This is a genomic window from Trabulsiella odontotermitis (genome assembly GCF_001297775.1).
GTDB lineage: Bacteria > Pseudomonadota > Gammaproteobacteria > Enterobacterales > Enterobacteriaceae > Trabulsiella > Trabulsiella odontotermitis.
Window position 1 is genome coordinate 54,836 of record NZ_LIFX01000001.1, and the last position, 25,212, is coordinate 80,047.

General features: G+C 54.7%; 20 protein-coding genes. 14 read left to right on the forward strand and 6 right to left on the reverse strand.

Translation table 11 applies throughout. The features are described 5' to 3' along the window. Positions 1-5: 5 nt before the first annotated feature. A complete protein-coding gene (hslO, locus tag AOY23_RS00290) occupies positions 6-884 on the forward strand; it encodes an Hsp33 family molecular chaperone HslO (RefSeq protein ID WP_054177876.1) in 879 nt (292 codons plus the stop codon). A 397-nt stretch (positions 885-1,281) separates the two neighbouring features. After that, positions 1,282-2,901 carry a phosphoenolpyruvate carboxykinase (ATP) gene (gene pckA / locus AOY23_RS00295; RefSeq protein ID WP_054177877.1) on the forward strand — a complete coding sequence of 540 codons (1,620 nt, stop codon included), beginning with the start codon at positions 1,282-1,284 and terminating at the stop codon, positions 2,899-2,901. Positions 2,902-2,954: 53 nt separating this feature from the next. Here the strand turns inward: pckA and envZ are convergent, their stop codons facing one another. Next, positions 2,955-4,307 carry a two-component system sensor histidine kinase EnvZ gene (gene envZ, locus AOY23_RS00300; protein WP_054177878.1) on the reverse strand — a complete coding sequence of 451 codons (1,353 nt, stop codon included), beginning with the start codon at positions 4,305-4,307 and terminating at the stop codon, positions 2,955-2,957. Continuing rightward, the gene (ompR, locus tag AOY23_RS00305; RefSeq protein ID WP_001157751.1) at positions 4,304-5,023 is read right to left on the reverse strand and encodes an osmolarity response regulator transcription factor OmpR; all 720 of its coding nucleotides are present in this window, start codon (positions 5,021-5,023) and stop codon (positions 4,304-4,306) included. Before ompR ends, envZ begins: the two co-directional genes overlap by 4 nt. Positions 5,024-5,249: 226 nt before the next feature. Here ompR and greB point away from each other — a divergent pair, with 226 nt between their 5' ends. From greB to feoC, 5 genes are all read left to right on the forward strand, one after another. Continuing rightward, positions 5,250-5,723, forward strand: coding sequence for a transcription elongation factor GreB (gene greB / locus AOY23_RS00310; protein ID WP_054177879.1), 474 nt, complete (start codon positions 5,250-5,252; stop codon positions 5,721-5,723). 87 nt (positions 5,724-5,810) lie between these two features. Next, complete coding sequence (locus tag AOY23_RS00315; protein WP_054177880.1) at positions 5,811-8,144, forward strand: Tex family protein; 2,334 nt, start codon at positions 5,811-5,813, stop codon at positions 8,142-8,144. A 356-nt stretch (positions 8,145-8,500) separates the two neighbouring features. Next, positions 8,501-8,728 carry a ferrous iron transporter A gene (gene feoA / locus AOY23_RS00320; protein WP_038158791.1) on the forward strand — a complete coding sequence of 76 codons (228 nt, stop codon included), beginning with the start codon at positions 8,501-8,503 and terminating at the stop codon, positions 8,726-8,728. Positions 8,729-8,757: 29 nt separating this feature from the next. Then, positions 8,758-11,076, forward strand: coding sequence for a Fe(2+) transporter permease subunit FeoB (gene feoB / locus AOY23_RS00325; RefSeq protein WP_054177881.1), 2,319 nt, complete (start codon positions 8,758-8,760; stop codon positions 11,074-11,076). Positions 11,077-11,085: 9 nt separating this feature from the next. After that, the gene (gene feoC, locus AOY23_RS00330; RefSeq protein ID WP_054177882.1) at positions 11,086-11,322 is read left to right on the forward strand and encodes a [Fe-S]-dependent transcriptional repressor FeoC; all 237 of its coding nucleotides are present in this window, start codon (positions 11,086-11,088) and stop codon (positions 11,320-11,322) included. A gap of 36 nt (positions 11,323-11,358) precedes the next feature. On the opposite strand, the gene AOY23_RS00335 is transcribed toward feoC, so the two are convergent. Continuing rightward, on the reverse strand, positions 11,359-11,640 hold the full coding sequence (locus tag AOY23_RS00335) for a YdgH/BhsA/McbA-like domain containing protein (RefSeq protein WP_054177883.1): 282 nt from the start codon (positions 11,638-11,640) through the stop codon (positions 11,359-11,361). 123 nt (positions 11,641-11,763) lie between these two features. After that, positions 11,764-12,537 (reverse strand): pimeloyl-ACP methyl ester esterase BioH, encoded by a 774-nt coding sequence (bioH, locus tag AOY23_RS00340; RefSeq protein WP_054177884.1) that lies wholly within the window; start codon positions 12,535-12,537, stop codon positions 11,764-11,766. A gap of 37 nt (positions 12,538-12,574) precedes the next feature. Between bioH and gntX the strand changes: the two genes are divergently transcribed. The 3 genes from gntX to gntT all read left to right on the forward strand — a co-directional run bounded on the left by gntX (position 12,575) and on the right by gntT (position 15,514). Then, positions 12,575-13,249 (forward strand): DNA utilization protein GntX, encoded by a 675-nt coding sequence (gene gntX, locus AOY23_RS00345; RefSeq protein ID WP_054177885.1) that lies wholly within the window; start codon positions 12,575-12,577, stop codon positions 13,247-13,249. A gap of 58 nt (positions 13,250-13,307) precedes the next feature. Further along, positions 13,308-13,883, forward strand: a complete 576-nt coding sequence (nfuA, locus tag AOY23_RS00350) for a Fe-S biogenesis protein NfuA (RefSeq protein WP_054177886.1) — start codon at positions 13,308-13,310, stop codon at positions 13,881-13,883. Positions 13,884-14,197: 314 nt separating this feature from the next. Then, entirely contained in the window at positions 14,198-15,514 is a 1,317-nt protein-coding gene (gntT, locus tag AOY23_RS00355; protein ID WP_054177887.1) for a gluconate transporter, read from the forward strand. A 44-nt stretch (positions 15,515-15,558) separates the two neighbouring features. Here the strand turns inward: gntT and malQ are convergent, their stop codons facing one another. Together malQ and malP are read right to left on the reverse strand one after the other, a co-directional pair. Beyond that, positions 15,559-17,640, reverse strand: coding sequence for a 4-alpha-glucanotransferase (gene malQ, locus AOY23_RS00360; RefSeq protein ID WP_054177888.1), 2,082 nt, complete (start codon positions 17,638-17,640; stop codon positions 15,559-15,561). Between the two features lie 10 nt (positions 17,641-17,650). Continuing rightward, positions 17,651-20,041, reverse strand: a complete 2,391-nt coding sequence (gene malP, locus AOY23_RS00365) for a maltodextrin phosphorylase (protein WP_054177889.1) — start codon at positions 20,039-20,041, stop codon at positions 17,651-17,653. A 308-nt stretch (positions 20,042-20,349) separates the two neighbouring features. Between malP and AOY23_RS00370 the strand changes: the two genes are divergently transcribed. The 4 genes from AOY23_RS00370 to malT all read left to right on the forward strand — a co-directional run bounded on the left by AOY23_RS00370 (position 20,350) and on the right by malT (position 25,194). Further along, positions 20,350-20,829 carry an Hcp family type VI secretion system effector gene (locus AOY23_RS00370; RefSeq protein ID WP_038158819.1) on the forward strand — a complete coding sequence of 160 codons (480 nt, stop codon included), beginning with the start codon at positions 20,350-20,352 and terminating at the stop codon, positions 20,827-20,829. Positions 20,830-20,872: 43 nt separating this feature from the next. Continuing rightward, positions 20,873-21,691, forward strand: coding sequence for a hypothetical protein (locus AOY23_RS00375; protein WP_200906028.1), 819 nt, complete (start codon positions 20,873-20,875; stop codon positions 21,689-21,691). A 118-nt stretch (positions 21,692-21,809) separates the two neighbouring features. Next, positions 21,810-22,124 (forward strand): DUF1240 domain-containing protein, encoded by a 315-nt coding sequence (locus AOY23_RS23180; RefSeq protein WP_407829996.1) that lies wholly within the window; start codon positions 21,810-21,812, stop codon positions 22,122-22,124. Between the two features lie 364 nt (positions 22,125-22,488). Continuing rightward, complete coding sequence (gene malT, locus AOY23_RS00385) at positions 22,489-25,194, forward strand: HTH-type transcriptional regulator MalT (RefSeq protein ID WP_054177892.1); 2,706 nt, start codon at positions 22,489-22,491, stop codon at positions 25,192-25,194. Positions 25,195-25,212 lie beyond the last annotated feature (18 nt).

Genomic DNA, 25,212 nt, shown 5'->3' on the forward strand with positions numbered 1-25,212 from the left:
AAATTATGACGCAACACGATCAACTACACCGCTATCTGTTTGAAAATTATGCCGTACGCGGTGAACTGGTGACAGTCTCTGAAACGCTGGATCAGATCCTCGCCAACCACAATTACCCGCAGCCGGTGAAAAACGTACTGTCAGAGTTGCTGGTCGCCACCAGTCTGCTGACTGCCACACTGAAGTTTGCCGGTGATATCACCGTTCAGTTGCAGGGCGATGGCCCGATGACGCTGGCGGTGATTAATGGCGACAACAATCAGCAGCTGCGCGGCGTGGCCCGTGTGCAGGGCGACGTCCCGGAAGATGCGTCGCTGAAAACGCTGGTGGGCAATGGTTATCTGGTGATCACCATCTCTCCGGACGAGGGCGAGCGCTATCAGGGCGTTGTCGGTCTGGAAGGCGAGACGCTGGCGGAATGCCTGGAAGATTACTTCCTGCGCTCTGAACAGTTGCCAACACGTCTGATCATCCGTACCGGCGAACATGACGGTAAACCGGCGGCGGGCGGTATGTTGCTGCAGGTGATGCCAGCGCAGAACGCACAGACGGCAGATTTCGAGCATCTGGTGGCGCTGACCGACACCATCAAAGCCGAAGAGCTCTTCTCACTGCCCGCTAACGACGTGCTGTGGCGCCTGTACCATGAAGAAGAAGTGACGGTCTACGATCCGCAGGGCGTGGAATTCAAATGTACCTGCTCACGCGAACGTTGTGCTGGCGCGCTGAAAACGTTACCGGATGAAGAAATCAACAGCATCCTGGCAGACGAAGGCGAGATCGACATGCACTGTGATTACTGCGGTAACCACTACGTCTTTAACGCCATGGACATCGCAGAAATTCGGAATAACTCCGCTCCGGCAGATCCGCAGATACATTGATCGCCGAAACCCCAGCATGCTCTCCTTCTCTTACCGCCTGAGAGAAGGAGATTCTCGTTTTTTTATAAATATTCCTTATTGCTAAGGCATTCCGCTGCCGAGAAGTGAATCGATTTTCACTGAAAGTCTTTCGTTAGTTTCTTTCATGAATGCGATTACCTTCACATTAATCCAGATAATTGCACCGTTTTTTAACCAATTAAGAACATTTCCCCCAACTAAATAGCGATTCCTGCCATAATGCGTAACCCTTGTGAAAGGAGTTACAGGGTTTTTCGTCAGAAAAAACCAGAGAAAGTCTGGGGGCCGGATGCGCAAATCTATGAGCCTGGTCGCGGTCAAAAACCCTCTACATCCCTACAATCATTGGCAGTAATATTGGCTAAGGAGCAGTGAAATGCGTGTGAAAGGTTTAACCCCGCAGGATCTCAAGGCTTATGGAATCAACGACGTTCATGATATCGTTTACAATCCCGACTACGATACGTTGTATCAGGAAGAGCTCAATCCCAACCTGGAAGGTTACGAGCGTGGAGTGTTAACGAATCTTGGTGCTATCGCCGTCGACACGGGTATTTTTACCGGCCGTTCGCCGAAAGATAAGTATATTGTTCGTGATGAAACCACCCGCGATACCGTCTGGTGGTCCGATAAAGGCAAAGGAAAAAACGACAACAAACCGCTCTCACCTGAAACGTGGAAGCACCTGAAAGGTCTGGTCACTCATCAGCTTTCCGGTAAGCGTTTGTTTGTGGTTGATGCTTATTGTGGTGCGAATGAAGACACCCGTCTTTCTGTTCGCTTTATCACTGAAGTGGCCTGGCAGGCTCACTTCGTGAAGAACATGTTCATCCGCCCCACCGATGACGATCTGGCGACGTTCGAGCCTGACTTTATCGTCATGAACGGTGCGAAATGCACCAACCCGCAGTGGAAAGAGCAGGGCCTCAACTCCGAAAACTTCGTTGCCTTCAACCTGACCGAGCGCATTCAGCTCATCGGGGGAACCTGGTACGGCGGCGAAATGAAGAAAGGCATGTTCTCTATTATGAACTACCTGCTGCCGCTGAAAGGCATTGCGTCCATGCACTGCTCGGCCAACGTGGGCGAAAAAGGCGATGTTGCTGTCTTCTTCGGCCTGTCCGGCACCGGCAAAACCACACTGTCCACCGATCCGAAACGCCGTCTGATTGGCGATGACGAACACGGCTGGGATGATGACGGGGTCTTCAACTTTGAGGGCGGTTGCTACGCGAAAACCATTCGCCTTTCCGAAGAGGCCGAGCCTGATATTTTCCACGCCATCCGTCGTGATGCGCTGCTGGAAAACGTCACCGTTCTCGCGGATGGCGCTATCGATTTTGACGACGCATCCAAAACCGAGAACACCCGAGTCTCGTACCCGATTTACCACATTGAGAACATCGTCAAGCCAGTGTCTAAGGCCGGTCACGCCACTAAAGTGATCTTCCTGACGGCTGATGCGTTCGGCGTGCTGCCGCCGGTCTCTCGTCTGACCGACGACCAGACCCAGTACCACTTCCTCTCCGGCTTTACCGCGAAACTGGCGGGTACCGAGCGTGGTGTGACTGAGCCGACGCCAACCTTCTCTGCCTGCTTCGGCGCCGCGTTCCTGTCGCTGCACCCGACGCAGTACGCAGAAGTGCTGGTGAAACGCATGAAGGCATCCGGTGCGAAAGCCTATCTGGTGAACACGGGCTGGAACGGTACTGGCAAACGTATCTCCATTAAAGATACGCGCGCGATTATCGATGCGATTCTGGACGGTTCTCTCGACGACGCGGAAACCTTTACGCTGCCGATGTTTGACCTGCAGATCCCAACCGAGCTGCCGGGCGTGGATACCCATATCCTCGATCCGCGCAACACCTACGGTTCTCCGGAGCAGTGGCAGGAAAAAGCAGACACGCTGGCGACGCTGTTTATCGAAAACTTCGAGAAATATACTGATACACCAGCAGGCGAAGCACTGGTCAGTGCCGGGCCGAAACTGTAAGTCAGGTCACGCTAATAAAAAGCCGGGTTCGCGTTTTCGCCACCCGGCTTTTTTTAACTCTCTTTCGTTGAGCCGAGCGCTCTGGTCACCGGAACCGGCAGCCAGGCGCGAATCAACAAGCCTCCCCGCGCGCTGGAGCCGATTTCCAGCATCCCGTTGTGGTTGTCGATGATACGCTGGACGATGGCCAGGCCGAGACCGGTACCGCTGGTGCTTCGCGCGCTGTCGCCACGGACAAACGGCTGGAACAGGTGCTTGCGCTGCTCGGGCTTAATGCCCGGGCCGTCATCTTCCACCTGGAACCATGCACGATTCAGCTCACTCCCGCTGCTGACTTTGATCCAGCCGTTGCCGTAGCGTGCGGCGTTGACCACCATGTTGGCAACCGCGCGTTTGATGGAGAGCGGATGCATGCGTATCGGGATCTCACCGGCCTGCATTTCGGTCTCGATTTCGCGCTCATAACCGCTTTCAGCCGCCACGACTTCACCGAGTACCGCGTTGAGATCCGCCAGTTCCATCGGCATCTCCTGACCGGTACGCAGGTAGTCGATAAACTGCTCGATGATCGCGTTGCACTCTTCGATATCTTTGTTGATAGATTCCGCGAGGTAACCATCCTGCTCGCCCATCATTTCTGTCGCCAGACGAATGCGCGTCAGCGGGGTACGTAAGTCGTGGCTGACCCCGGCCATCAACAGCGTACGGTCGTCCGCCAGTTGTTTCACCCCTGCCGCCATGTGGTTGAAAGCACGGGTCACGGAGCGCACCTCGGAAGCGCCATACTCGCGTAGCGGCGGCGGAATAATTCCCCTGCCCACCTGCAACGCCGCATGTTCGAGATCAACCAGGGGTCGGTTCTGTATTCGGATAAACAACCAGGCGCCACCTATCGCCAGTAGCATAATCGCCAGCGTGTAGCGGAACAGTGGCGAGAAATCACCCTGATGGATTTCGGTGAGCGGTACGCGCACCCAGATATTGGGCGAGAGCCAGGTTTTCAGCCACACCACCGGCGAGCTCTTGTTGACCTCGACGCGCACTTCCGTCGGGCCGCCCAGTTGCTGCGCCATCTGCTGGCTTAAAAACTCATAGTGTTGCGCCCAGCGCAAACCTGCGTCTTCTGCCGCTTCATCGGAATAAAGGGAGATGCCCAGCTCGCGATAGATCTCCCGCCGGAAAGCAGGCGGCACCACGAGCTGCGTGCCGTCCTCCAGTTGCAGTTTATCGGTCATCAGCATACGAACTTCGTACGCCAGGACCTTATTAAACTGCTGAAGGCTCGGCAGAATGGCAAAGTTCAGCACCACAAGATAGGTCGTCACGAGGCTGACGAACAGCAGCGTGACGATCAGCAACAGCGTGCGGGCAAAGGAACTTCGCGGCGAGAAGCGCATTCGCCTCATGCTTTAGAACCGTCCGGCACGAAGACGTAGCCCAGACCCCAGACGGTCTGAATGTAACGTGGGTGTGCCGGATCTTCTTCCACCATGCGACGCAGGCGGGAGATTTGCACGTCAATGGAGCGTTCCATCGCCGAGTATTCACGGCCGCGCGCCAGGTTCATCAGCTTATCGCGGGAGAGCGGCTCGCGCGGGTGGCTCACCAGCGCTTTCAGTACCGCAAATTCACCACTGGTCAGCGGCATCGGCTCATCTTCACGGAACATTTCGCGGGTGCCGAGGTTGAGCTTAAATTTCCCAAAGGCGATCACCGCCTCTTCCTGTGACGGCGCGCCCGGCAGTTCGTTGGCCTGGCGACGCAGCACCGCGCGGATGCGCGCCAGCAGTTCACGCGGGTTAAACGGTTTTGGAATGTAATCGTCAGCGCCGATTTCCAGCCCGACGATGCGGTCCACTTCTTCCCCTTTCGCCGTCACCATGATGATCGGCATCGGGTTGCTCTGGCTGCGAAGACGACGACAAATGGAAAGGCCATCTTCTCCAGGCAGCATTAAATCCAGTACCATCAGGTGAAAGGACTCACGCGTCAGCAAACGATCCATCTGTTCGGCGTTGGCGACGCTACGAACCTGGAAGCCTTGCTCGGTCAGATAACGCTCAAGCAGTGCGCGCAGGCGCATGTCGTCATCCACTACAAGAATCTTATAATTCTCTTGCATCGTTCTTACTCCCAAAGGTTCGATAGTCTTAAAGCCTGTATTCTAAAAAAGTGCACGTCTACGACCAGTTAATTCTGGTATAAATTCTAGTCGAAATTGTTACAAAGCATATTTAACAGTAGCTTAACTGCACATTCCATCACATAAATCATTATTAATACTGTCAGTTATGCTTTGTGATACGTTAAGTGCGCCCCATCAGAATGAACGTTTGTAAGGCAAGACCATGAAAACGCCCCTGATTACCCGCGAAGGGTACGAAAAACTGAAGAAAGAGCTGGATTACCTCTGGCGTGAAGAACGCCCTGAAGTCACCAAAAAAGTGACCTGGGCCGCCAGCCTCGGCGATCGCAGTGAAAACGCGGATTATCAGTACAACAAAAAACGCCTGCGTGAAATTGACCGCCGGGTGCGCTATCTGACTAAGTGTCTGGAAAACCTGAAAATCGTCGACTATTCCCCGCAGCAGGAAGGCAAAGTCTTCTTTGGCGCCTGGGTGGAAATCGAAAATGACGATGGTGATCTCAAGCGTTTCCGCATCGTGGGCTACGATGAAATATTTGGACAAAAGGACTATATCTCCATCGATTCCCCGATGGCGCGCGCCCTGCTGAAAAAAGAGGTGGGCGATCTGGCGGTGGTCAATACGCCCGCCGGAGAAGCCAGCTGGTATGTGAATGAGATCGAGTACGTAAAATAGTCCGAGACCGCCCCCCACGACTGGCATTTTGCCGTGTCAGTCCGTATAACTATCCCCTGATTTTTTATTGCTACAGATGACAAAGCCATGATGAATGATTCGCTCTGCCGCATTATTGCGGGTGAACTTCAGGCCAGAGCCGAACAGGTAGAAGCTGCCGTTCGCCTGCTTGATGAAGGGAACACCGTGCCGTTTATTGCACGTTATCGTAAGGAAGTCACCGGCGGTCTGGATGACACGCAACTGCGCCAGCTGGAGACCCGTCTTGGCTACCTGCGTGAACTGGAAGACCGGCGCCAGGCCATTCTTAAATCGATTGATGAGCAGGGGAAACTGACGCCGGAACTGGCGGGCGCCATCAACGGCACGCTCAGCAAAACCGAGCTTGAAGATCTCTACCTGCCGTACAAACCAAAGCGCCGCACCCGCGGGCAGATTGCCATCGAAGCAGGCCTTGAGCCGCTGGCTGATCTGCTGTGGAACGAGCCATCGCACGATCCTGAAACCGAAGCGGCAAAATACCTCAATGCCGACAATGGCGTTGCCGACACCAAAGCGGCGCTGGATGGCGCGCGCTATATCCTGATGGAACGTTTTGCCGAAGACGCCGCGCTGCTGGCGAAAGTGCGTGACTACTTGTGGAAAAACGCGCATCTGGTATCAACCGTGGTGAGCGGGAAAGAAGAGGAAGGCGCGAAATTCCGCGACTACTTTGATCATCACGAACCCATTTCAACCGTGCCATCGCACCGCGCGCTGGCGATGTTCCGCGGGCGCAACGAAGGCGTCCTGCAACTCTCCCTCAATGCAGACCCGCAGTTCGACGAGCCGCCGAAAGAGAGCTATTGCGAACAAATCATCATCAATCATCTGGATCTGCGCCTGAACAACGCCCCGGCAGACAGCTGGCGCAAAGGCGTGGTGAGCTGGACGTGGCGCATCAAAGTGCTGATGCATCTGGAAACTGAGCTGATGGGGACGGTTCGCGAGCATGCGGAAGACGAAGCGATCAACGTTTTCGCCCGCAACCTGCATGACCTGCTGATGGCCGCGCCTGCCGGGCTGCGCGCCACCATGGGCCTTGATCCCGGCCTGCGTACCGGCGTGAAAGTTGCCGTAGTCGATGGCACCGGCAAACTGGTCGCCACCGACACCATTTACCCGCACACCGGTCAGGCAGCGAAAGCGGCAGTGGTGATTGCGGCGCTGTGCGAAAAATACAATGTTGAGCTGGTAGCGATCGGCAACGGTACCGCCTCCCGCGAAACAGAACGTTTTTACCTCGACGTTCAGCAACAGTTCCCGAAAGTGAAAGGGCAGAAAGTGATCGTCAGCGAAGCAGGCGCGTCGGTCTATTCGGCGTCCGAACTGGCGGCGCTGGAGTTCCCGGATCTCGACGTGTCACTGCGTGGCGCGGTCTCAATCGCCCGCCGTTTGCAGGATCCGCTGGCCGAACTGGTGAAAATCGATCCGAAATCCATCGGCGTCGGTCAGTACCAGCACGACGTCAGCCAGTCGCAACTGGCGCGCAAACTGGATGCGGTGGTCGAAGACTGCGTGAACGCCGTCGGGGTTGATCTCAACACCGCGTCCGTGCCGCTGCTCACCCGCGTGGCAGGTTTAACCCGCATGATGGCGCAGAACATCGTCGCCTGGCGTGACGAAAACGGCCAGTTCCAGAACCGTCAGCAACTGCTGAAAGTCAGCCGTCTGGGGCCGAAAGCGTTTGAGCAATGCGCGGGCTTCCTGCGCATCAACCACGGCGATAATCCGCTGGATGCGTCAACTGTTCACCCGGAAGCCTATCCGGTGGTGGAACGCATTCTTGCCGCCACCCAACAGGCGCTGAAAGATCTGATGGGCGACAGCAATGCGCTGCGTAATATCAAGGCAGTGGATTTCACCGACGATCGTTTTGGTCTGCCTACTGTCACCGACATCATTAAAGAGCTGGAAAAGCCAGGTCGCGATCCGCGTCCGGAGTTCAAAACCGCGAAGTTTGCCGACGGCGTGGAAACCATGAACGACCTGCTGCCTGGCATGGTGCTGGAAGGCGCGGTCACTAACGTCACCAACTTTGGCGCGTTTGTCGATATCGGCGTTCACCAGGATGGTCTGGTGCATATCTCTTCGCTTTCCGACAAGTTTGTGGAAGATCCGCACACCGTCGTCAAAGCGGGCGATATCGTGAAGGTCAAAGTGCTGGAAGTCGACCTGGCGCGTAAGCGTATCGCGCTGACTATGCGTCTTGATGAGCAGCCGGGCGACAGCAACGCGCGTCGTGGCAGCGGCGGTAATCAACGCGATCAGGGCAACCGCCCGGCGGCGCGCCCGGCAAAACCGCGTGGCCGTGATGCTCAACCTGCCGGTAACAGCGCCATGATGGATGCGCTGGCGGCGGCGATGGGCAAAAAGAAATAAAGAAAAGATAATTAAGCCCCCTCGATAATAAGGGGGCTAATTATTTAAACAAAACCAAAAAACTGAAATATATTCTTAGCCTCACTTTCTCGCATTTATATTTTTTCACTTCGTTAACATCTGCACTCATATTTAAACAATCCGCAATCACAGCAAAGATTGAGCGACATCAAACTTAGCGTTAATTATTCCCCTTTAGCCCATTCTGTTACATTTTATCGATTGAAGATAAAAATCATTCTCATTATTATTGTGTTGATGACAAAATGACCTCCCCGGTCAGCTAATCTCCAGCGTCGTGCACCTTTTAGCGGCAGGAAGCACAAGTATTGGTTTGTGAATATTAAGTAGGCTCTATGCGATACATCCCAGACAGTGCGTGGAAAATTACCGGTTTCTCCCGTGATATCAGCCCGGCTTATCGTCAGAAATTGCTCTCACTCGGTATGTTGCCCGGTTCTTCTTTTAATGTGGTTCGCGTCGCGCCATTAGGCGATCCCATTCATATCGAAACGCGCCGCGTTAATTTAGTTTTACGTAAGAAAGATTTAGCTTTCCTCGAAGTGGAAGCGGTTTCCCGTTAAATCGGGTTGTAAAAATAATGAGTTCGCGAATGAAAAAACTCACGATTGGCTTAATTGGTAACCCGAATTCGGGTAAAACCACCCTGTTTAATCAGTTGACCGGTGCGCGCCAGCGCGTGGGCAACTGGGCTGGCGTCACCGTCGAACGTAAAGAAGGCTCCTTCTCCACCACCGACCATCAGGTCACGCTGGTTGACCTGCCGGGTACCTATTCGCTGACGACCATCTCTTCACAGACATCACTCGACGAGCAGATTGCCTGCCACTACATTCTCAGCGGCGATGCAAACTTGCTGATCAACGTGGTCGACGCCTCCAATCTCGAACGCAACCTCTACCTGACGCTGCAATTGCTGGAACTCGGCATTCCCTGCATCGTGGCGCTGAACATGCTTGATATCGCGGAAAAGCAAAAGGTCCGCATTGATGTCGACGCGCTCTCCGCCCGTCTCGGCTGCCCGGTCGTTCCGCTGGTCTCCACACGGGGTCGCGGTATTGACGCGCTGAAAATAGCTATTGACCGCCATCAGGAAAATGCCGATCTGGATCTGGTGCATTATGCCGAGCCACTGGTACGCGAAGCGAACAAGCTGGCGCTGGAGATGGCCGCTGACATGCCGGAAAAACAGCGCCGCTGGCTGGCGTTGCAAATGCTGGAAGGCGATATCTACAGCCGGGTGTATGCCGGTGATGCGGCAGAGAAACTCCCCATCGCCCTCGCCCATCTGCAGGACTCAATGGACGATCCGGCGCTGCACATCGCCGATGCGCGTTATCAGACCATCGCCGCGATATGCGACAGCGTGAGTAATACGCTGACCGCCGAGCCGAGCCGCTTCACCGCCGCTGTCGATAACATCATCCTCAACCGTTTCCTCGGCCTGCCGGTTTTCCTGTTCGTCATGTACCTGATGTTCCTGCTCGCCATCAACATTGGCGGCGCGCTGCAACCGCTCTTTGATGCGGGCTCTGTGGCGATATTCATTCACGGTATTCAGTGGATCGGCGCCACCCTGCATTTCCCGGAATGGCTGACCATTTTCCTGGCGCAGGGTCTGGGCGGCGGTATCAACACGGTTCTGCCGCTGGTACCGCAAATCGGCATGATGTATCTGTTCCTCTCTTTCCTTGAGGACTCCGGTTACATGGCGCGCGCGGCGTTCGTGATGGATCGCCTGATGCAGTCGTTAGGGCTGCCCGGTAAATCGTTCGTGCCGCTGATTGTCGGCTTTGGGTGTAACGTGCCGTCGGTGATGGGCGCGCGTACGCTCGATGCGCCGCGTGAGCGTCTGATGACCATCATGATGGCGCCGTTTATGTCCTGTGGTGCGCGACTGGCGATTTTCGCCGTCTTCGCGGCAGCCTTCTTTGGGCAGCAGGGCGCGCTGGTGGTGTTCTCGCTGTACGTACTAGGGATTGTCATGGCGATCCTCACCGGCCTGATGCTGAAACACACCATTATGCGTGGTGAAGCTTCGCCGTTCGTGATGGAGTTGCCGGTGTATCACGTGCCGCATCTGAAAAGTCTGGTCATTCAGACCTGGCAGCGTCTGAAAGGCTTCGTGGTCCGCGCCGGTAAAGTCATTGTGGTGGTCAGTATTTTCCTCAGCGCGCTCAACAGCTTCACGCTGAGTGGTAAAGCGGCCGAGAACATCAACGATTCTGCTCTCGCGTCAGTCAGCAAGGTGATCACACCGCTGTTTAAACCGATTGGCGTTCATGAAGACAACTGGCAGGCCACCGTGGGGCTGTTCACCGGCGCGATGGCGAAAGAAGTGGTCGTGGGGACGTTAAACACCCTCTACACCGCCGAAAATATTCAGGAAGAAGAATTTAACCCTGCGGAATTTAACCTGATCGACGAACTGGGCGGCGCGGTAGGCGAGACCTGGCAGAGTCTGAAAGACACCTTCAGCCTGAGCGTACTGGCCAACCCAATCGAAGCCAGCAAAGGCGACGGCGAAATGGCGACCGGCGCAATGGGCGTGATGAGCAGCAAGTTTGGCAGTGCGGCAGCCGCCTACAGCTACCTGATTTTCGTTCTGCTCTACATCCCGTGCATTTCGGTGATGGGCGCTATCGCGCGTGAATCCAGCCGCGGCTGGATGGGTTTCTCCATCATGTGGGGGCTGAATATCGCTTACTCGCTGGCAACGTTGTTTTATCAGGTCAGCAGTTTCAGCCAGCATCCGCGGTACAGCCTGGTCTGCATTCTGGCGGTGATCCTGTTTAATATTCTGGTGCTTGGCGGCCTGCGCCGCGCACGCAGCCGGGTGGATATCAACCTGCTGGCGACCCGCAAGACGGTAGCGTCCTGCTGTGAAAGCCCGGCGGGCGACTGCCACTAAGGAGAATCAATGGCATCGTTAATCGAGGTTCGTGACATGCTGGCGTTAGAGGGGCGGATGGAAGCTTCACAGCTCAGCACCCGCCTGCACACGCCGCGGGCAATGATCGATGCGATGCTGGGCCGACTGGAAGCGATGGGCAAAGCTCAGCGTATTCAGGAAGCCGCTGACGGGTGTTTGACGGGGAGTTGTAAAAGCTGCCCGGAAGGGAAAGCCTGCCTGCGGGAATGGTGGGCACTGCGCTAGCAAAAATGCGGGTCTCAGGACCCGCGTTTTTTTTAATTACTTATAAACATCCGCCGTGGCGCGAACATTTTTCTCGCCTTTATCTGCAGAAGTTACCACAAAGTATTTGCCGCCCAGCTCATCCGCTTTCTGAGACAGCTCTTTGCGTGCGTCCATCGGTGCCGTGGTATCTGACGTGGAGATCGTACCGACTTTGGTCAGATTCTGTGAGGCGATAGTGTCTTTCGCTTTATCTTTTTCGAGTTCGGTGGCGGCAAAAGCGCCAAAAGACAGTGAGCCAATAACCAGAGATGCAACAATACCTGAAATCAGTTTCATAGATTTTTACTCTCCATAAGGTTTGTTATTTTGTGCCGCTGTCCTGCTATCACCCAAAGGGTCATCTCAGCGTCATGGAAAGTATTAGTGCAATGTGACAGATTTTCCAGGTCACATTTCCATTCAGGCAACATTTTGTTTTAAATTCAGCAACACATGGCAGAATTCGTCCGGGTGCGAAATAAACGGCGCATGGGCAGCTTTCGCAAAAATATAAGACTGACTGTCCGGCCACGCCGCATCCAGCAGCGGCACAATTTTGCGTGGCACCAGCCCATCCAGCCGACCATAAAGACGCAGAAACGGCAGTGACAACCCGGCGAGCGGTTCGCGTAAATCGACAGTTTTCAGGATCTCCAGACCGCCGTCCAGCACCGCTTCTGACGGCATCGGCAGCGAAAGCACCGCACTTTTCAGTTTGCGCGCGTCCTGACGGGCGCTTTCGGTGCCCATCGTCTGCAGGGCGAGGAAACGCTCAACAGTACGCTGGAAATCGTCCCGCAGTTGCTGCTGAAAACCGCTCAGCACGTCCGGCTTGATCCCCGGCCAGTCGCCCTCTGCGCCAAAACAGGGTGATGACGCCACCGTCACCAGCGCCAGCACGCGTTCCGGGTGCGTTAACGCCACCTGGCTTGCCACCAGCCCGCCGAGACTCCAGCCGAGCCACAGCGCCTTTTCCGGGGCTCTGGCGAGCACCTGTTGCGCCATGTCTTCGAGCGACATCGCGCCCATATCCCGGCTACGCCCGAAGCCGGGCAGATCCACAAGATGGAGCGTGAAATGCGTGCTCAGTTCCGGCGTAATGCAATCCCAGACCTGTGCATTCAGTCCCCATCCGTGCAGCAGCACAAGATGACAATTTCCTTCGCCTTTGGTTTGCCACCAGATGTCGTTCATCAGTTACTGTTCCCACTTCACAACCACGAGGTGGACTATGCTAACAGCCCATAGCTTATGCTGGCTATGCCAAATGCCGCTCGCGCTGGCGCACTGGGGGATCTGCTCGTACTGCGCCCGGACGCTGTTCTGCCCGCTGCCGTTATGCCCGCAGTGCGGGCTGCCAGCGGCAAACACCGCGCTGCCCTGCGGACGCTGTCTGCAAAAAACGCCGCCGTGGCAGCGGCTGATTACGGTGAACGATTACGCGCCGCCGTTGAGTCGCCTGATCCACCGGCTCAAATTCAGCGGCAGAGCGGAACTCGCCGTGGCGCTGGCGCGGCTACTTCTGCTGCGCGTCCGCCAGCAGGGCCTGGTGAAAACGCCTGACCTGCTGATGAGCGTCCCGCTCTGGCAGCGTCGCCAGTGGCGGCGGGGGTTTAATCAGAGCGACCTGCTTTGCCAGCCGCTGGCACAATGGCTACAGTGCCGCTGGCAGGCGAATGCCCTGCGTCGTCGGCGCGCCACGCCAGTCCAGCACCACCTTTCAGCACGATTACGGAAACAAAATCTGAAAAATGCCTTCCAGCTTGAATTCGCCGTCAACGGGCTCCATATCGCTCTGGTAGACGATGTCGTCACGACCGGCAGCACTGTTGCTGAGATTTCCCGCCTGCTTTTGCGAAACGGCGCAGCGAGTGTTGAGGTATGGTGCCTGTGTCGCACCTTGTAGACCCCTGCTAAGGGGGGTATTATACCCTGGTAAATTAGTCAACTATTAGGCCAACGCTATGATCCGTATTTCCGATGCTGCCCAGGCGCACTTTGCTAAATTGCTGGCAAATCAGGAAGAAGGGACACAAATCCGCGTATTTGTGATTAATCCCGGCACTCCTAACGCTGAATGCGGCGTATCTTACTGCCCGCCGGATGCGGTGGAAGCAACTGACACTGCCATTAAATTCGAACAGCTGACCGCGTATGTCGATGAGCTGAGCGCTCCCTATCTTGAAGATGCGGAGATTGATTTTGTTACCGATCAGCTGGGTTCTCAGCTGACGCTGAAGGCGCCGAACGCCAAAATGCGTAAAGTGTCTGACGACGCCCCGTTGGTGGAGCGTGTGGAGTACCTGCTGCAATCGCAGATCAACCCGCAACTGGCCGGGCACGGCGGCCGCGTGACGCTGATGGAAATCACCGACGAAGGCTACGCAATCCTGCAGTTTGGCGGCGGTTGTAACGGCTGTTCTATGGTCGACGTCACGCTGAAAGAAGGGATTGAAAAGCAACTGCTGAACGAGTTCCCGGAGCTGAAAGGCGTTCGCGATCTGACCGAACACCAGCGCGGCGAACACTCTTACTACTAAGTTTTCCCGTCTGTTTTGCCCGGTGGCGTGATGTTACCGGGCAACTTCCCACCTGTCTGCCCTCGTTTTATTCCCTGTCATAATATGACCTGCTTCGCATAATTTACATTTTGATCGCCTGGGTCATTCTCAACGGGTGGATGTTACCCGTATCATTCGCCCTACGCGCTACTGAAAGAAAAATAGCCAACTATCCTTTTCGGATGGAAAGAAATCTGAAGCAGCGCAGAAGAACTCTGTTTCTCAGTGGGACAACTGGATGTTGTCATTGAAACAACGACGTTACCCATAACAAATTAAAGGTCAGGTAAATCATGCCATTAGTCATCGTTGCTATCGGTGTTGTCTTGTTATTACTGCTGATGATCCGCTTCAAGCTGAACGGGTTCATCGCGCTGATTCTGGTGGCCCTTGCCGTCGGTTTATTGCAGGGCATGCCGCTGGATAAAGTGATCGGCTCCATCAAAGCGGGTGTCGGCGGCACGCTCGGCAGTCTTGCACTGATCATGGGCTTCGGCGCTATGCTCGGTAAGCTGCTGGCGGATTGCGGCGGCGCTCAGCGTATCGCCACTACGCTGATTGATAAATTTGGTAAGCAAAACATTCAGTGGGCCGTGGTGTTAACGGGTTTTACCGTCGGTTTCGCGCTGTTCTATGAAGTCGGTTTCGTGCTGATGCTGCCGCTGGTGTTTACCATCGCCGCCTCTGCCCGTATCCCTCTGCTGTACGTGGGTGTGCCGATGGCCGCTGCGCTCTCCGTTACACACGGCTTCCTGCCGCCGCACCCGGGTCCAACCGCTATCGCGACGATTTTCCATGCGGATATGGGGAAAACCCTGCTGTACGGTACGCTGTTGGCGATCCCGACCGTCATCCTGGCAGGTCCGGTGTATGCCCGATTCCTGAAAGGTATCGATAAGCCGATTCCGGATGGTCTCCACAACCCGAAAACCTTCCGCGAAGACGAAATGCCGAGTTTCGGTGTGAGCGTCTGGACCTCGCTGGTGCCGGTCGTGCTGATGGCGCTGCGTGCGGTTGCGGAAATGCTCCTGCCGAAAGGCCATGCGATTCTGCCTTATGCCGAGTTCTTCGGCGACCCGGTGATGGCGACCATGATTGCCGTGCTGATCGCAGTCTTTACCTTCGGTCTGAACCGCGGCCGTACGATGGAAGACATCAACGACACCTTGGGCGCGTCCATCAAAATCATTGCCATGATGCTGTTGATCATCGGCGGCGGCGGCGCGTTCAAACAGGTGCTGGTCGATAGCGGCGTGGATAAATACATCGCCTCTATCATGAACGAATCCAACGTTTCCCCGATCCTGATGGCGTGGTCCATCGCCGCGGTTCTGCGTATCGCGCTGGGTTCGGCAACCGTTGCGGCGATCACTGCCGGTGGTATTGCCGCGCCGCTGATTGCCTCTACCGGCGTCAGCCCGGAGCTGATGGTTATCGCGGTCGGTTCCGGTAGCGTGATTTTCTCTCACGTGAACGATCCGGGATTCTGGCTGTTCAAAGAGTATTTCAACCTGACTATCGGTGAGACGATCAGGTCCTGGTCGGTGCTGGAGACGATTATTTCCGTCTGCGGCCTGGTAGGATGTCTGCTGCTGGGAACAGTGGTTTAAGCGTAAAAAAGCCGGGCGGCGCTTACGCCTGCCCGGCCTGTTCGTCACTTCTTACTGGCTGCCTTTCGGCGTTTATCCAGATCTTTAATCAGCCTGTTCACCTTTTCATCGGCAAACATCGCTTCAAGTGTTGCGGACAGTTTGCGTCGCCAGTTGCGGTACTGATAGCTGGTGCCAGGAATGTTGACCGGCTCCGCCATGTCCAGCCAGTCTTCCGGCTGTAATCCCAGTAACGCGCTGTTGCTGTCGGCAATATAACGCTGCATGGCACGGTTGAGCGTGGACGTCATCGCCATCATCGACGCCTTATGCCCGGCGCGTTTCGGCAAACACCCGTACTTATGCAATGCATCGAGCATCGCCTGCTTCGCCTTTCCGCGATCCAGATACAGACCGTTCAGGATCACCTCGTCAGGATAGAGGCCCAGCGTGTTGCCGAGCGTCAGATCACCGCTTTCCCAGTAACCACGCAACGTCGGCAGATCATGCGTTGTCGCCACCGCCATTGACTGTTCCGGATAGGCTTTCGGCGCGCGGAAGCCCTTCTGATAGTCATTTTCGAAATAGAGTACTTTGTAGGAATAAACGCCGCTTTTGCGCAGCTTACCGACAATCTCCACCGGCACCGTGCCGAGATCTTCGCCGATCACCATGCACTGGTGACGTTTACTCTCCAGCGCCAGAATTGACAGCAGATCGTCCACCGGATAGTGCACATAGGCGCCGAAATCCGCCGTCTCGCCGTAAGGGATCCACCACAAGCGCAGCACCGACATCACATGATCGATACGCAGCGCGCCGCAGTTTTGCATGTTCGCCCGCAACAACTCGACAAACGGCTCATAGGCCCGCGCGACGATGACATGCGGATCCATCGGCGGCAGTCCCCAGTTTTGCCCCAGCGGGCCGAGGATATCTGGCGGCGCGCCCACTGATGCCTTCAGGCAGTAGAGTTCGCGGTCGCACCAGGTTTCCGCGCCACCTTCCGCCACACCGACGGCCAGATCGCGATACAGCCCGATGGGCATGTCGTGACGCTGACATTCAGCCCAGCAGGCGGCGAACTGCGTGTAAGCCAGCCACTGCAGCCAGAGATAAAAATCGATGTCGTTAGCATGCTGCTGGCAGAATATTTTCACCTGCGGATTGTTGATATCCCGCAGCGTTTCCGGCCACGCGGGCCAGCCCCAGCGCAACGGATCTTCTTTCGCCTGCTGTTCATGCAGGGCGTCGTACGCCGCCTGCCAGTACAGGCTCTCCCCTTCACGCCCGACAAACAGGCGAAAATCCGCCATCTGTTCATCATCACGTGTGGAGAAATGCTCCCACGCCATGCGCAGCGCCGTCATTTTCAGCGTCGTCACGGCGGTGTAATCCACCCATTCCGACTCGCAGGCCGCTTTCCGCGCCTTTTGCGTCGCCGGACGTTTCCACCAGCTCTGCGCAGCTTTGCTGAGGTGGAAATCCTCGACGGCGTTCACGTCGATGTAAATCACGTTCAGCCAGCGGCGGGAAGAGGGGCTGTAAGGGCTGGCGCTTTCCGGGTTTGCCGGATAGAGCGCATGAATCGGATTGAGGCCGATAAACGACCCGCCCCGGCGGGCAATCTCCGGCAGCATCGCTTTCAGATCGCCGAAATCGCCAATGCCCCAGTTTTGCTCAGAACGCAGAGAGTAAAGCTGTACGCACGATCCCCACAGCTTTTTCCCTTCCTTCAGCGGCTGCGGTTCGTAGCAGCGCGCAGGGGCAATAATGATGCGGCAGTGCCAGCGGTTGCTGTCCTGCAGCAGCGTCAGCGTGTGGTAACCTTCCGGCAGACGACCCGGCAGCGTCAGGGTTTTCCCGGCCACCGCCAGCCCCTGATGCTGCTTTCCGGATTCGGTGGTCAGCAGCCAGTCGAACTCCCCTTTCCCTTCAACAATCAACTCTGCTTTTTTGCCGAAGGTAAAGACTTTCACGTTAGGTACAGGGGTGACCGCCACAACCGTGGCGGTGGTGTGATGCATCGCATCCAGCAGGCGCTGCTTGGTGTCAGCGCCGATAGACTGCGGTTTACCATGCGCATTGATATAGCTGGGGCTGATACCCGCCGCCAGCGCGGCTTTATCAAGGCGTTTACTCTCCATAGGCCTGTCCTTAGCGTTTTGCCTGCCAGATACGTTGCTGATAATCGCGGATCGAGCGGTCAGAGCTGAACATGCCGCAGCGTGCGGTGTTCAGGATCGCCGCGCGGGTCCAGGCTTCCTGGTCGCGGTAGAGTTCATCGACCTGGCGCTGCGCTTTCACATAAGCCTCAAAGTCCGCCAGCACCAGGTACGGGTCGTGGCCCTGTTTACCGAGGCTATGCAGCATTTGATCAAACGCGTACTTGTCGCCGCCGCTGTATTTGCCGCTCTCCAGTTCTTTGAGCACGGCATCAAGCAGCTTGTCTTTCTTGCGCCATTTCAGTGGATCGTACCCTTTGGCCTTCAGCGCTTTCACCTCTTCCACCGTGTGACCGAAGATAAAGATATTCTCCTCACCCACCACCTCGGCGATTTCGACGTTCGCGCCATCCAGCGTACCGACAGTCAGCGCACCATTCAGCGCCAGCTTCATGTTGCCGGTGCCGGAGGCCTCTTTGCCTGCGGTGGAGATCTGCTCGGAGACATCCGCCGCCGGGATCAGCATTTCCGCGGCCGAGACGCAGTAATCCGGCAGGAACACCACTTTCAGCTTATCGCCCACCTGCGGATCGTTGTTGATCGCTTCCGCTACCTTGTTGATCGCAAAGATAATGTTCTTCGCCAGGTAGTAGCCCGGCGCGGCTTTCGCGCCAAACAGGAACACGCGCGGCACGCGGTCGGCTTTCGGGTTCTCGCGGATCTCTTTGTACAGCGCCAGAATGTGCAGCAAATTCAGGTGCTGGCGTTTGTATTCGTGCAGGCGTTTGATTTGAATATCAAAGATGGCCTGCGGGTTGATGTCGATGCCGGTACGCGCTTTCACAAATTCAGCGAGGCGCACTTTGTTGGCCTGCTTAATCTCGCGGTACTGCTTACGGAATTTCGCGTCGTCAGCGTGTTTTTCCAGCGCAATCAGCTTATCGAGATCGTTCGCCCACTCTTTTTTCAGCGTCTTATCCAGCAACGCCGCCAGCGCCGGGTTGCACTGTTTGATCCAGCGGCGTGGGGTAATGCCGTTGGTGACGTTGTGGAATTTGTTCGGCCACAACTGGTGATATTCCGGGAATAGATCCTTCACCACCAGATCAGAGTGCAGCGCCGCCACGCCGTTCACGGCAAAGCCGCTCACCACGCACATATTCGCCATCCGCACCTGTTTGTCGTGCACTACCGCCAGTTTCGCCCATACTGCCTTATTACCCGGCCAGGTCTTCTCCACCAGCGTTTTAAAGCGGGCGTTGATCTCATTGATGATCTGCATATGGCGCGGCAGCAGCGCTTTCACCAGCTTCTCATCCCAGGTTTCCAGCGCTTCCGGCATCAGGGTGTGGTTGGTGTAGGCGAAGGTTTTACTGGTGATCGCCCAGGCGTCATCCCAGCTCATCTGATGTTCGTCGAGCAGAACGCGCAATAGTTCCGGAATCGCAATCGTCGGATGCGTGTCGTTCAGTTGAATGACTTCAAACTCCGCCAGTTGCGTCAGCTTGCGGCCCGCCAGGTGATGACGGCGCAGGATATCGGCCACCGAGCAGGCGCACTGGAAATACTGTTGCATCAGGCGCAGCTTTTTCCCGGCCTGATGGTTGTCGTTCGGATAGAGAACTTTGGTCAGTTTTTCCGCGTCGATCCCCTGCTTTTCGGCACGCAGGAAATCGCCATCGTTGAATTTCGTCAGGTTAAACGGATGGGCATGCGTTGCCTGCCACAGGCGCAGCGGCTGCGCGACGCCATTGCGGTAACCCAGCACCGGCAGATCCCAGGCTTCGCCTACGAGGGTAAATTCCGGCTCCCAGCGCCCTTTAACCACTTTACCGCCGATGCCGACCTGCACATCAAGCTGCGCATTGTGGCGGAACCATGGGTAGCTGCCGCGATGCCAGTCGTCCGGCGCTTCCTGCTGCTGCCCGTCATCAAACGACTGGCGGAAAAGGCCATACTGATAGTTCAGGCCATAGCCTGTCGCCGACTGACCGACTGTCGCCATAGAATCCAGGAAACAGGCGGCAAGACGCCCCAGACCACCGTTACCCAGCGCCGGATCGGTCTCTTCTTCAAGCAGGTCACTCAGGTTGATGTCAAAGGCGCTCAGCTCGTCACTGACTTCCTGATACCAGCCGAGATTGAGCAGGTTGTTGCCCGTCAGACGACCGATGAGGAATTCCATGGAGATGTAGTTAACGTGGCGCTGCCCTTTTACCGGCTTCGCCACGGGATGCGCCGCCAGCATTTCTGCCAGGGCACCGCTCACGGCCTGCCACCACTGATGCTGCGTCATGTCGCTGGCGGCCTGTAAACCAAAATGCTGCCACTGACGCGTCAGTGCAGCCTGAAATTGCGTTTTATTGAACGAAGGCTGAGACATAAATGAATCCGGGTCCTTGTAAGATACATTAGCGTTAGTGTGCCTGGCCTACTCTGTAACGTCCTCATCCTGGCAGGGATTAGGCAGGGAGGAGTAGCAGGGATGAGCAAAAAGTGTGATCGTAACCACTATAAAGTTAGCCGCTGGCGTTGTCTCTGACCACGTATTGCTGCATTGATTCACATCCCACTGGCGTTATCGCGCGCGTCATACGAAACAAAATATTGAAACGGAAAATAAACGGGAGCAAACTTAACTGTCTGTTTCAAATATATATATTTCACATGAATAAGTCATAAGGAAATAACATGGCACATTTATCATGGATGACGCTAAAAGGCACATCCCAGGGACTTATTTCAGCAAATTGTGGCTCCCGGAATTCTATTGGTAATAAGTCGCAGACAAACCATTTTGACCAAATAATGGTTTACGGGCTTAATCACCGAACAACCCGCGAGCAAAATGTTACGCATCATGAAGTACAAATCATTAAGCCTATTGATCGCTCATCTCCCTTACTTAACAAAGCGATAAACGACAACGAAGCCCTCGAATGCGAAATTGAACTTTATCGGGTAAACCCGATGGGGTTACAGGAGGCTTATTACAAAATAAAATTATTCAAAGCTCATATATCTGACATTTCAACTATCGTCCCACACAATATTATTGAAAGTGGAAACGAAGCACAGGAACGCATTTCTTTAGTGTATGAATCAATAAGCTGGGAACACTGCATGGCCAGTACCAGCGCCTACAGTTTGTGGGATGAGCGCGTCTTTTAATCAGCAAAATAATAAAATTCGTCATTTCATACAAGGGGGAAATATGTCCTTCCGCGACCCATCTTTTGACGTTAAAACATGGCATTCAATGAATCCATTACAACGTGATATGGTTTTCATGAATGGAAATTTTATTACCCAAAGCCACGCCATTATGTTGCTCACATTCGAAGAGGCAGAACAAGTGGTAGACGATCTCCTCGGCGGAGTGGATAAGTTTTTTTCTTATAAAGCAGCACCGGGGAATATCAAAGACGGACTCGATGCCTTTCGCAATCTGTCAAAGCTCACGACATGGTACAACCCCGCACAGGAACTGATATTCAATTTTAAGGCGCTAAAAATCAGAGCGATTGAATACAAGGTCGGTGGAAAATCCTACATAAAAATCACCGGGCACGCTGGCCTCAGACGTATTCTTACCGGTACGCGTTATGGCGCCAGCCATCCACAAATGCTGGAAATGGCCATTGGCCAACGCGGTATGTCCTACAGCATTATCAATGGCACAAAATATTGTATCTATTTTTCGCTTGCCTGGCGCGCCGTGGAACTGATCTTTAAATCAGATTACCACCTGGTGGATTTTCTGGTGGATATCACCATGGACACAGCGAAGATTCTGGTATCGAGCGTGGTAATTGGGATAGCAGGTGGTTTTCTCACGTTTATAAGCTCTCCTGTTATTGTGACAATATCAGTTATCGTATTTCTTGGTTTGATACTTAACGCCACCTTAAACATAATCGATGATAATTTTCACTTATCATCAACTTTAAAGATAAAAATAAAAGAATGTTATTTTTTACATGGGATTAATATAATCAATAACAATGCGTCATCATTACCATACTTATTCTAAGCATAAGGAAAATACATTGCGTAAACTACATGCCTTTGCCGCATTACTTATCCAAATTACAGTACTTTATCTTCTTCTGTTTGGATTCATTATGCGTGACTTCATTTCACTGTTGAGAATGGGTAATGTTATCTCTTATAGTAAAACTTGTATAATGATAAGCTCAATACCCTTATTTCTTTATTGCTTATTCTTTACGTGTCTTTTTCTTTTTCAAAAAAATTTCTCCCAGCGCGGGCATAAATTTATGAATAATAATTACGTCCTCCTAATCACGCTCGGCTCAATCCCCTTTGGGTTTATTGGGAATATTATCGTTCCTTTTATCCTGATGGCAAATTCCTACACCAACTGCCCTCAGGAGAATCTTAGTAAATATTACGTAAAAGATGTCGCAATGTGTGAAAAAATAAAGCGCAGCGACTTTTTTTGAAACGCCATCGCGGAGATCCCATACGTATCGCTTGATCAACGAAAGGACGACACACATTTGTCAAAACCTCCCACTTCGGTAAGCACTTGCTACAAACGGTGTTGCGCCCGGCATGCGAATTTTAATGCCAAATGTAAATAATCACACTTTTGAAATACGTCACGAAACCAGTCGCCACGCGCACTGGCACCGGTTTCTGTAACCTGTTTCAGTAATGTGTGGAATTTGTGACAGAGTGCAAATTAAGATAATCCATTTCCCGACATAACTTGCAATATATTCTGTTATCGCCGACTTTATAGCTATTAATTACGAGGCGCAAAAAAAATCCTTTCCGTTTATTGGCCACAGTGAAGTGCTAACTATGTTGATTCCGTCTAAATTAAGTCGTCCGGTTCGTCTTGACCACACCGTGGTGCGGGAACGTTTACTGGCGAAGCTTTCCGGCGCGAACAATTATCGTCTTGCGCTGGTCACAAGTCCTGCTGGATATGGAAAAACAACGCTCGTTTCGCAGTGGGCGGCAGGGAAGAACGAACTGGGCTGGTATTCGCTTGATGAAGGTGATAACCAGCAGGAACGCTTTGCCAGCTATCTGATCGCGGCGCTGCAACAGGCCACTGGCGGGCATTGCCCGGCGAGCGAGATGATGGTGCAAAAGCGCCAGTACGCCAGCCTGACATCACTTTTCGCACAGCTGTTCATTGAACTCGCCGAGTGGGATCGGCCGCTTTATCTGGTGATTGATGATTATCATCTGATCACCAATCCGGTCATCCATGATGCGATGCGTTTTTTCCTGCGTCATCAGCCTGAAAACATGACGCTGGTCGTGCTGTCACGCAATTTACCGCAGTTGGGTATCGCCAACCTGCGCGTGCGTGATCAGCTACTGGAAATTGGCAGCCAGCAACTCGCCTTTACCCATCAGGAAGCGAAGCAGTTTTTCGACTGCCGTCTGACCTCGCCCATCGAAGCCGCCGAAACCAGTCGCCTGTGCGATGACGTCGCCGGTTGGGCTACCGCGCTGCAACTGATCGCCCTCTCGGCGCGTCAGAGCAACAGCGCTGCGCAGCATTCTGCCCGTCGTCTGGCGGGTATTAACGCCATCCATCTGTCTGATTATCTGGTTGATGAAGTACTGAATAACGTGGAAGCCGACACACGTAACTTCCTGTTAAAAAGCGCGGTATTGCGCTCGATGAACGATGCGCTGATCGTCCGCGTTACTGGCGTCGACAACGGACAGATGCGGCTGGAAGAGATCGAGCGTCAGGGGCTGTTTTTACAGCGGATGGATGATTCCGGTGAATGGTTCAGCTATCACCCGCTGTTTGGCAGTTTCCTGCGTCAGCGTTGTCAGTGGGAACTGGCGGCAGAACTGCCCGAACTGCACCGCGCCGCCGCTGAAAGCTGGATGGCGCAGGGCTTCCCGACCGAAGCGATTCACCATGCGCTGGCCGCCGGTGATGCCCACATGCTGCGCGATATTCTGCTCAACCATGCGTGGGGGCTGTTTAACCATAGCGAACTGGCGTTGCTGGAAGAGTCACTCGCGGCGCTGCCGTGGGAAAGCCTGCTGGAAAACCCGCGTCTGGTGCTGTTGCAGGCCTGGTTGATGCAGAGCCAGCATCGTTACAGTGAGGTCAACAACCTGCTGGCGCGTGCCGAACAGGAGATGACCGTCGCGATGGATGTCACCCTGCACGGCGATTTCAACGCGCTGCGGGCGCAGGTCGCCATCAACGACGGTGATCAGGAAGAGGCTGAGCGTCTGGCGATGGTAGCCCTTGATGAGCTGCCGCTCGCCAGCTACTACAGCCGCATTGTCGCGACGTCGGTGCATGGCGAAGTGCTGCACTGCAAAGGTGAGCTGAACAAATCGCTGGCGGTGATGCAGCAGACCGAACAGATGTCGCGCCGCTACGAAGTCTGGCATTACGCGTTGTGGAGTCTGCTCCAGCAGAGCGAAATTCTGTTTGCTCAGGGCTTTTTGCAGGCGGCGTGGGAATCGCAGGAAAAAGCGTTCCAGTTGATCCGCGAACAGCACCTTGAACAGTTGCCGATGCACGAATTCCTGCTGCGCATCCGCTCTCAGTTACTGTGGGCCTGGGCGCGTCTTGATGAATCCGAAACGGCGGCCCGTAACGGGATGGACGTTCTGTCGACCTATCAGCCGCAGCAGCAGTTGCAGTGTCTGGCGCTGCTGGTGCAATGCTCTCTGGCGCGCGGCAACCTGGACAACGCCCGCAACCACCTCAACCGCCTGGAAAACCTGCTCGGCAACGGTCAGTATCACAGCGACTGGGTGTCGAACGCCGACAAAGTGCGCGTAATTTACTGGCAAATGACCGGCGATAAAAAATCCGCTACCCAGTGGCTGCGGCAGACACCGAAGCCGGAGTTTGCCAACAACCACTTCCTGCAAAGCCAGTGGCGTAATATCGCCCGTGCGCAGATCCTGCTCGGTGACTACGATCCGGCGGAAATGGTGCTGGAAGAGCTGAACGAGAATGCCCGCGCGCTGCGTCTGATGAGCGATCTGAACCGCAACCTGTTGTTGCTCAATCAGCTTTACTGGCAGGCGGGGCGTAAAGCGGAGGCACAGAATGCGCTGCTGGAAGCACTCGCGCTCGCCAACCGCACCGGGTTTATCAGCCATTTCGTCATTGAAGGCGAAGCGATGGCGCAGCAGTTGCGCCAGTTGATTCAGCTCAACACGCTACCGGAGCTGGAACAACACCGCGCCCAGCGTATTCTGCGTGAGATAAACCAGCATCACCGGCACAAGTTCGCCCATTTTGATGAGAACTTCGTTGAACGCCTGCTAAATCACCCGGAAGTGCCGGAGCTCATCCGCACCAGCCCGCTGACGCAACGCGAATGGCAGGTGCTGGGGCTGATTTATTCCGGCTACAGCAACGAGCAGATTGCCGGTGAGCTTGATGTGGCGGCCACCACCATCAAAACGCACATCCGTAATCTGTATCAGAAACTGGGCGTCGCGCACCGTCAGGATGCCGTTCAGCACGCGCAGCAGCTGTTGAAAATGATGGGTTACGGGGTTTAACCCTCTCCCGGGGGGGAG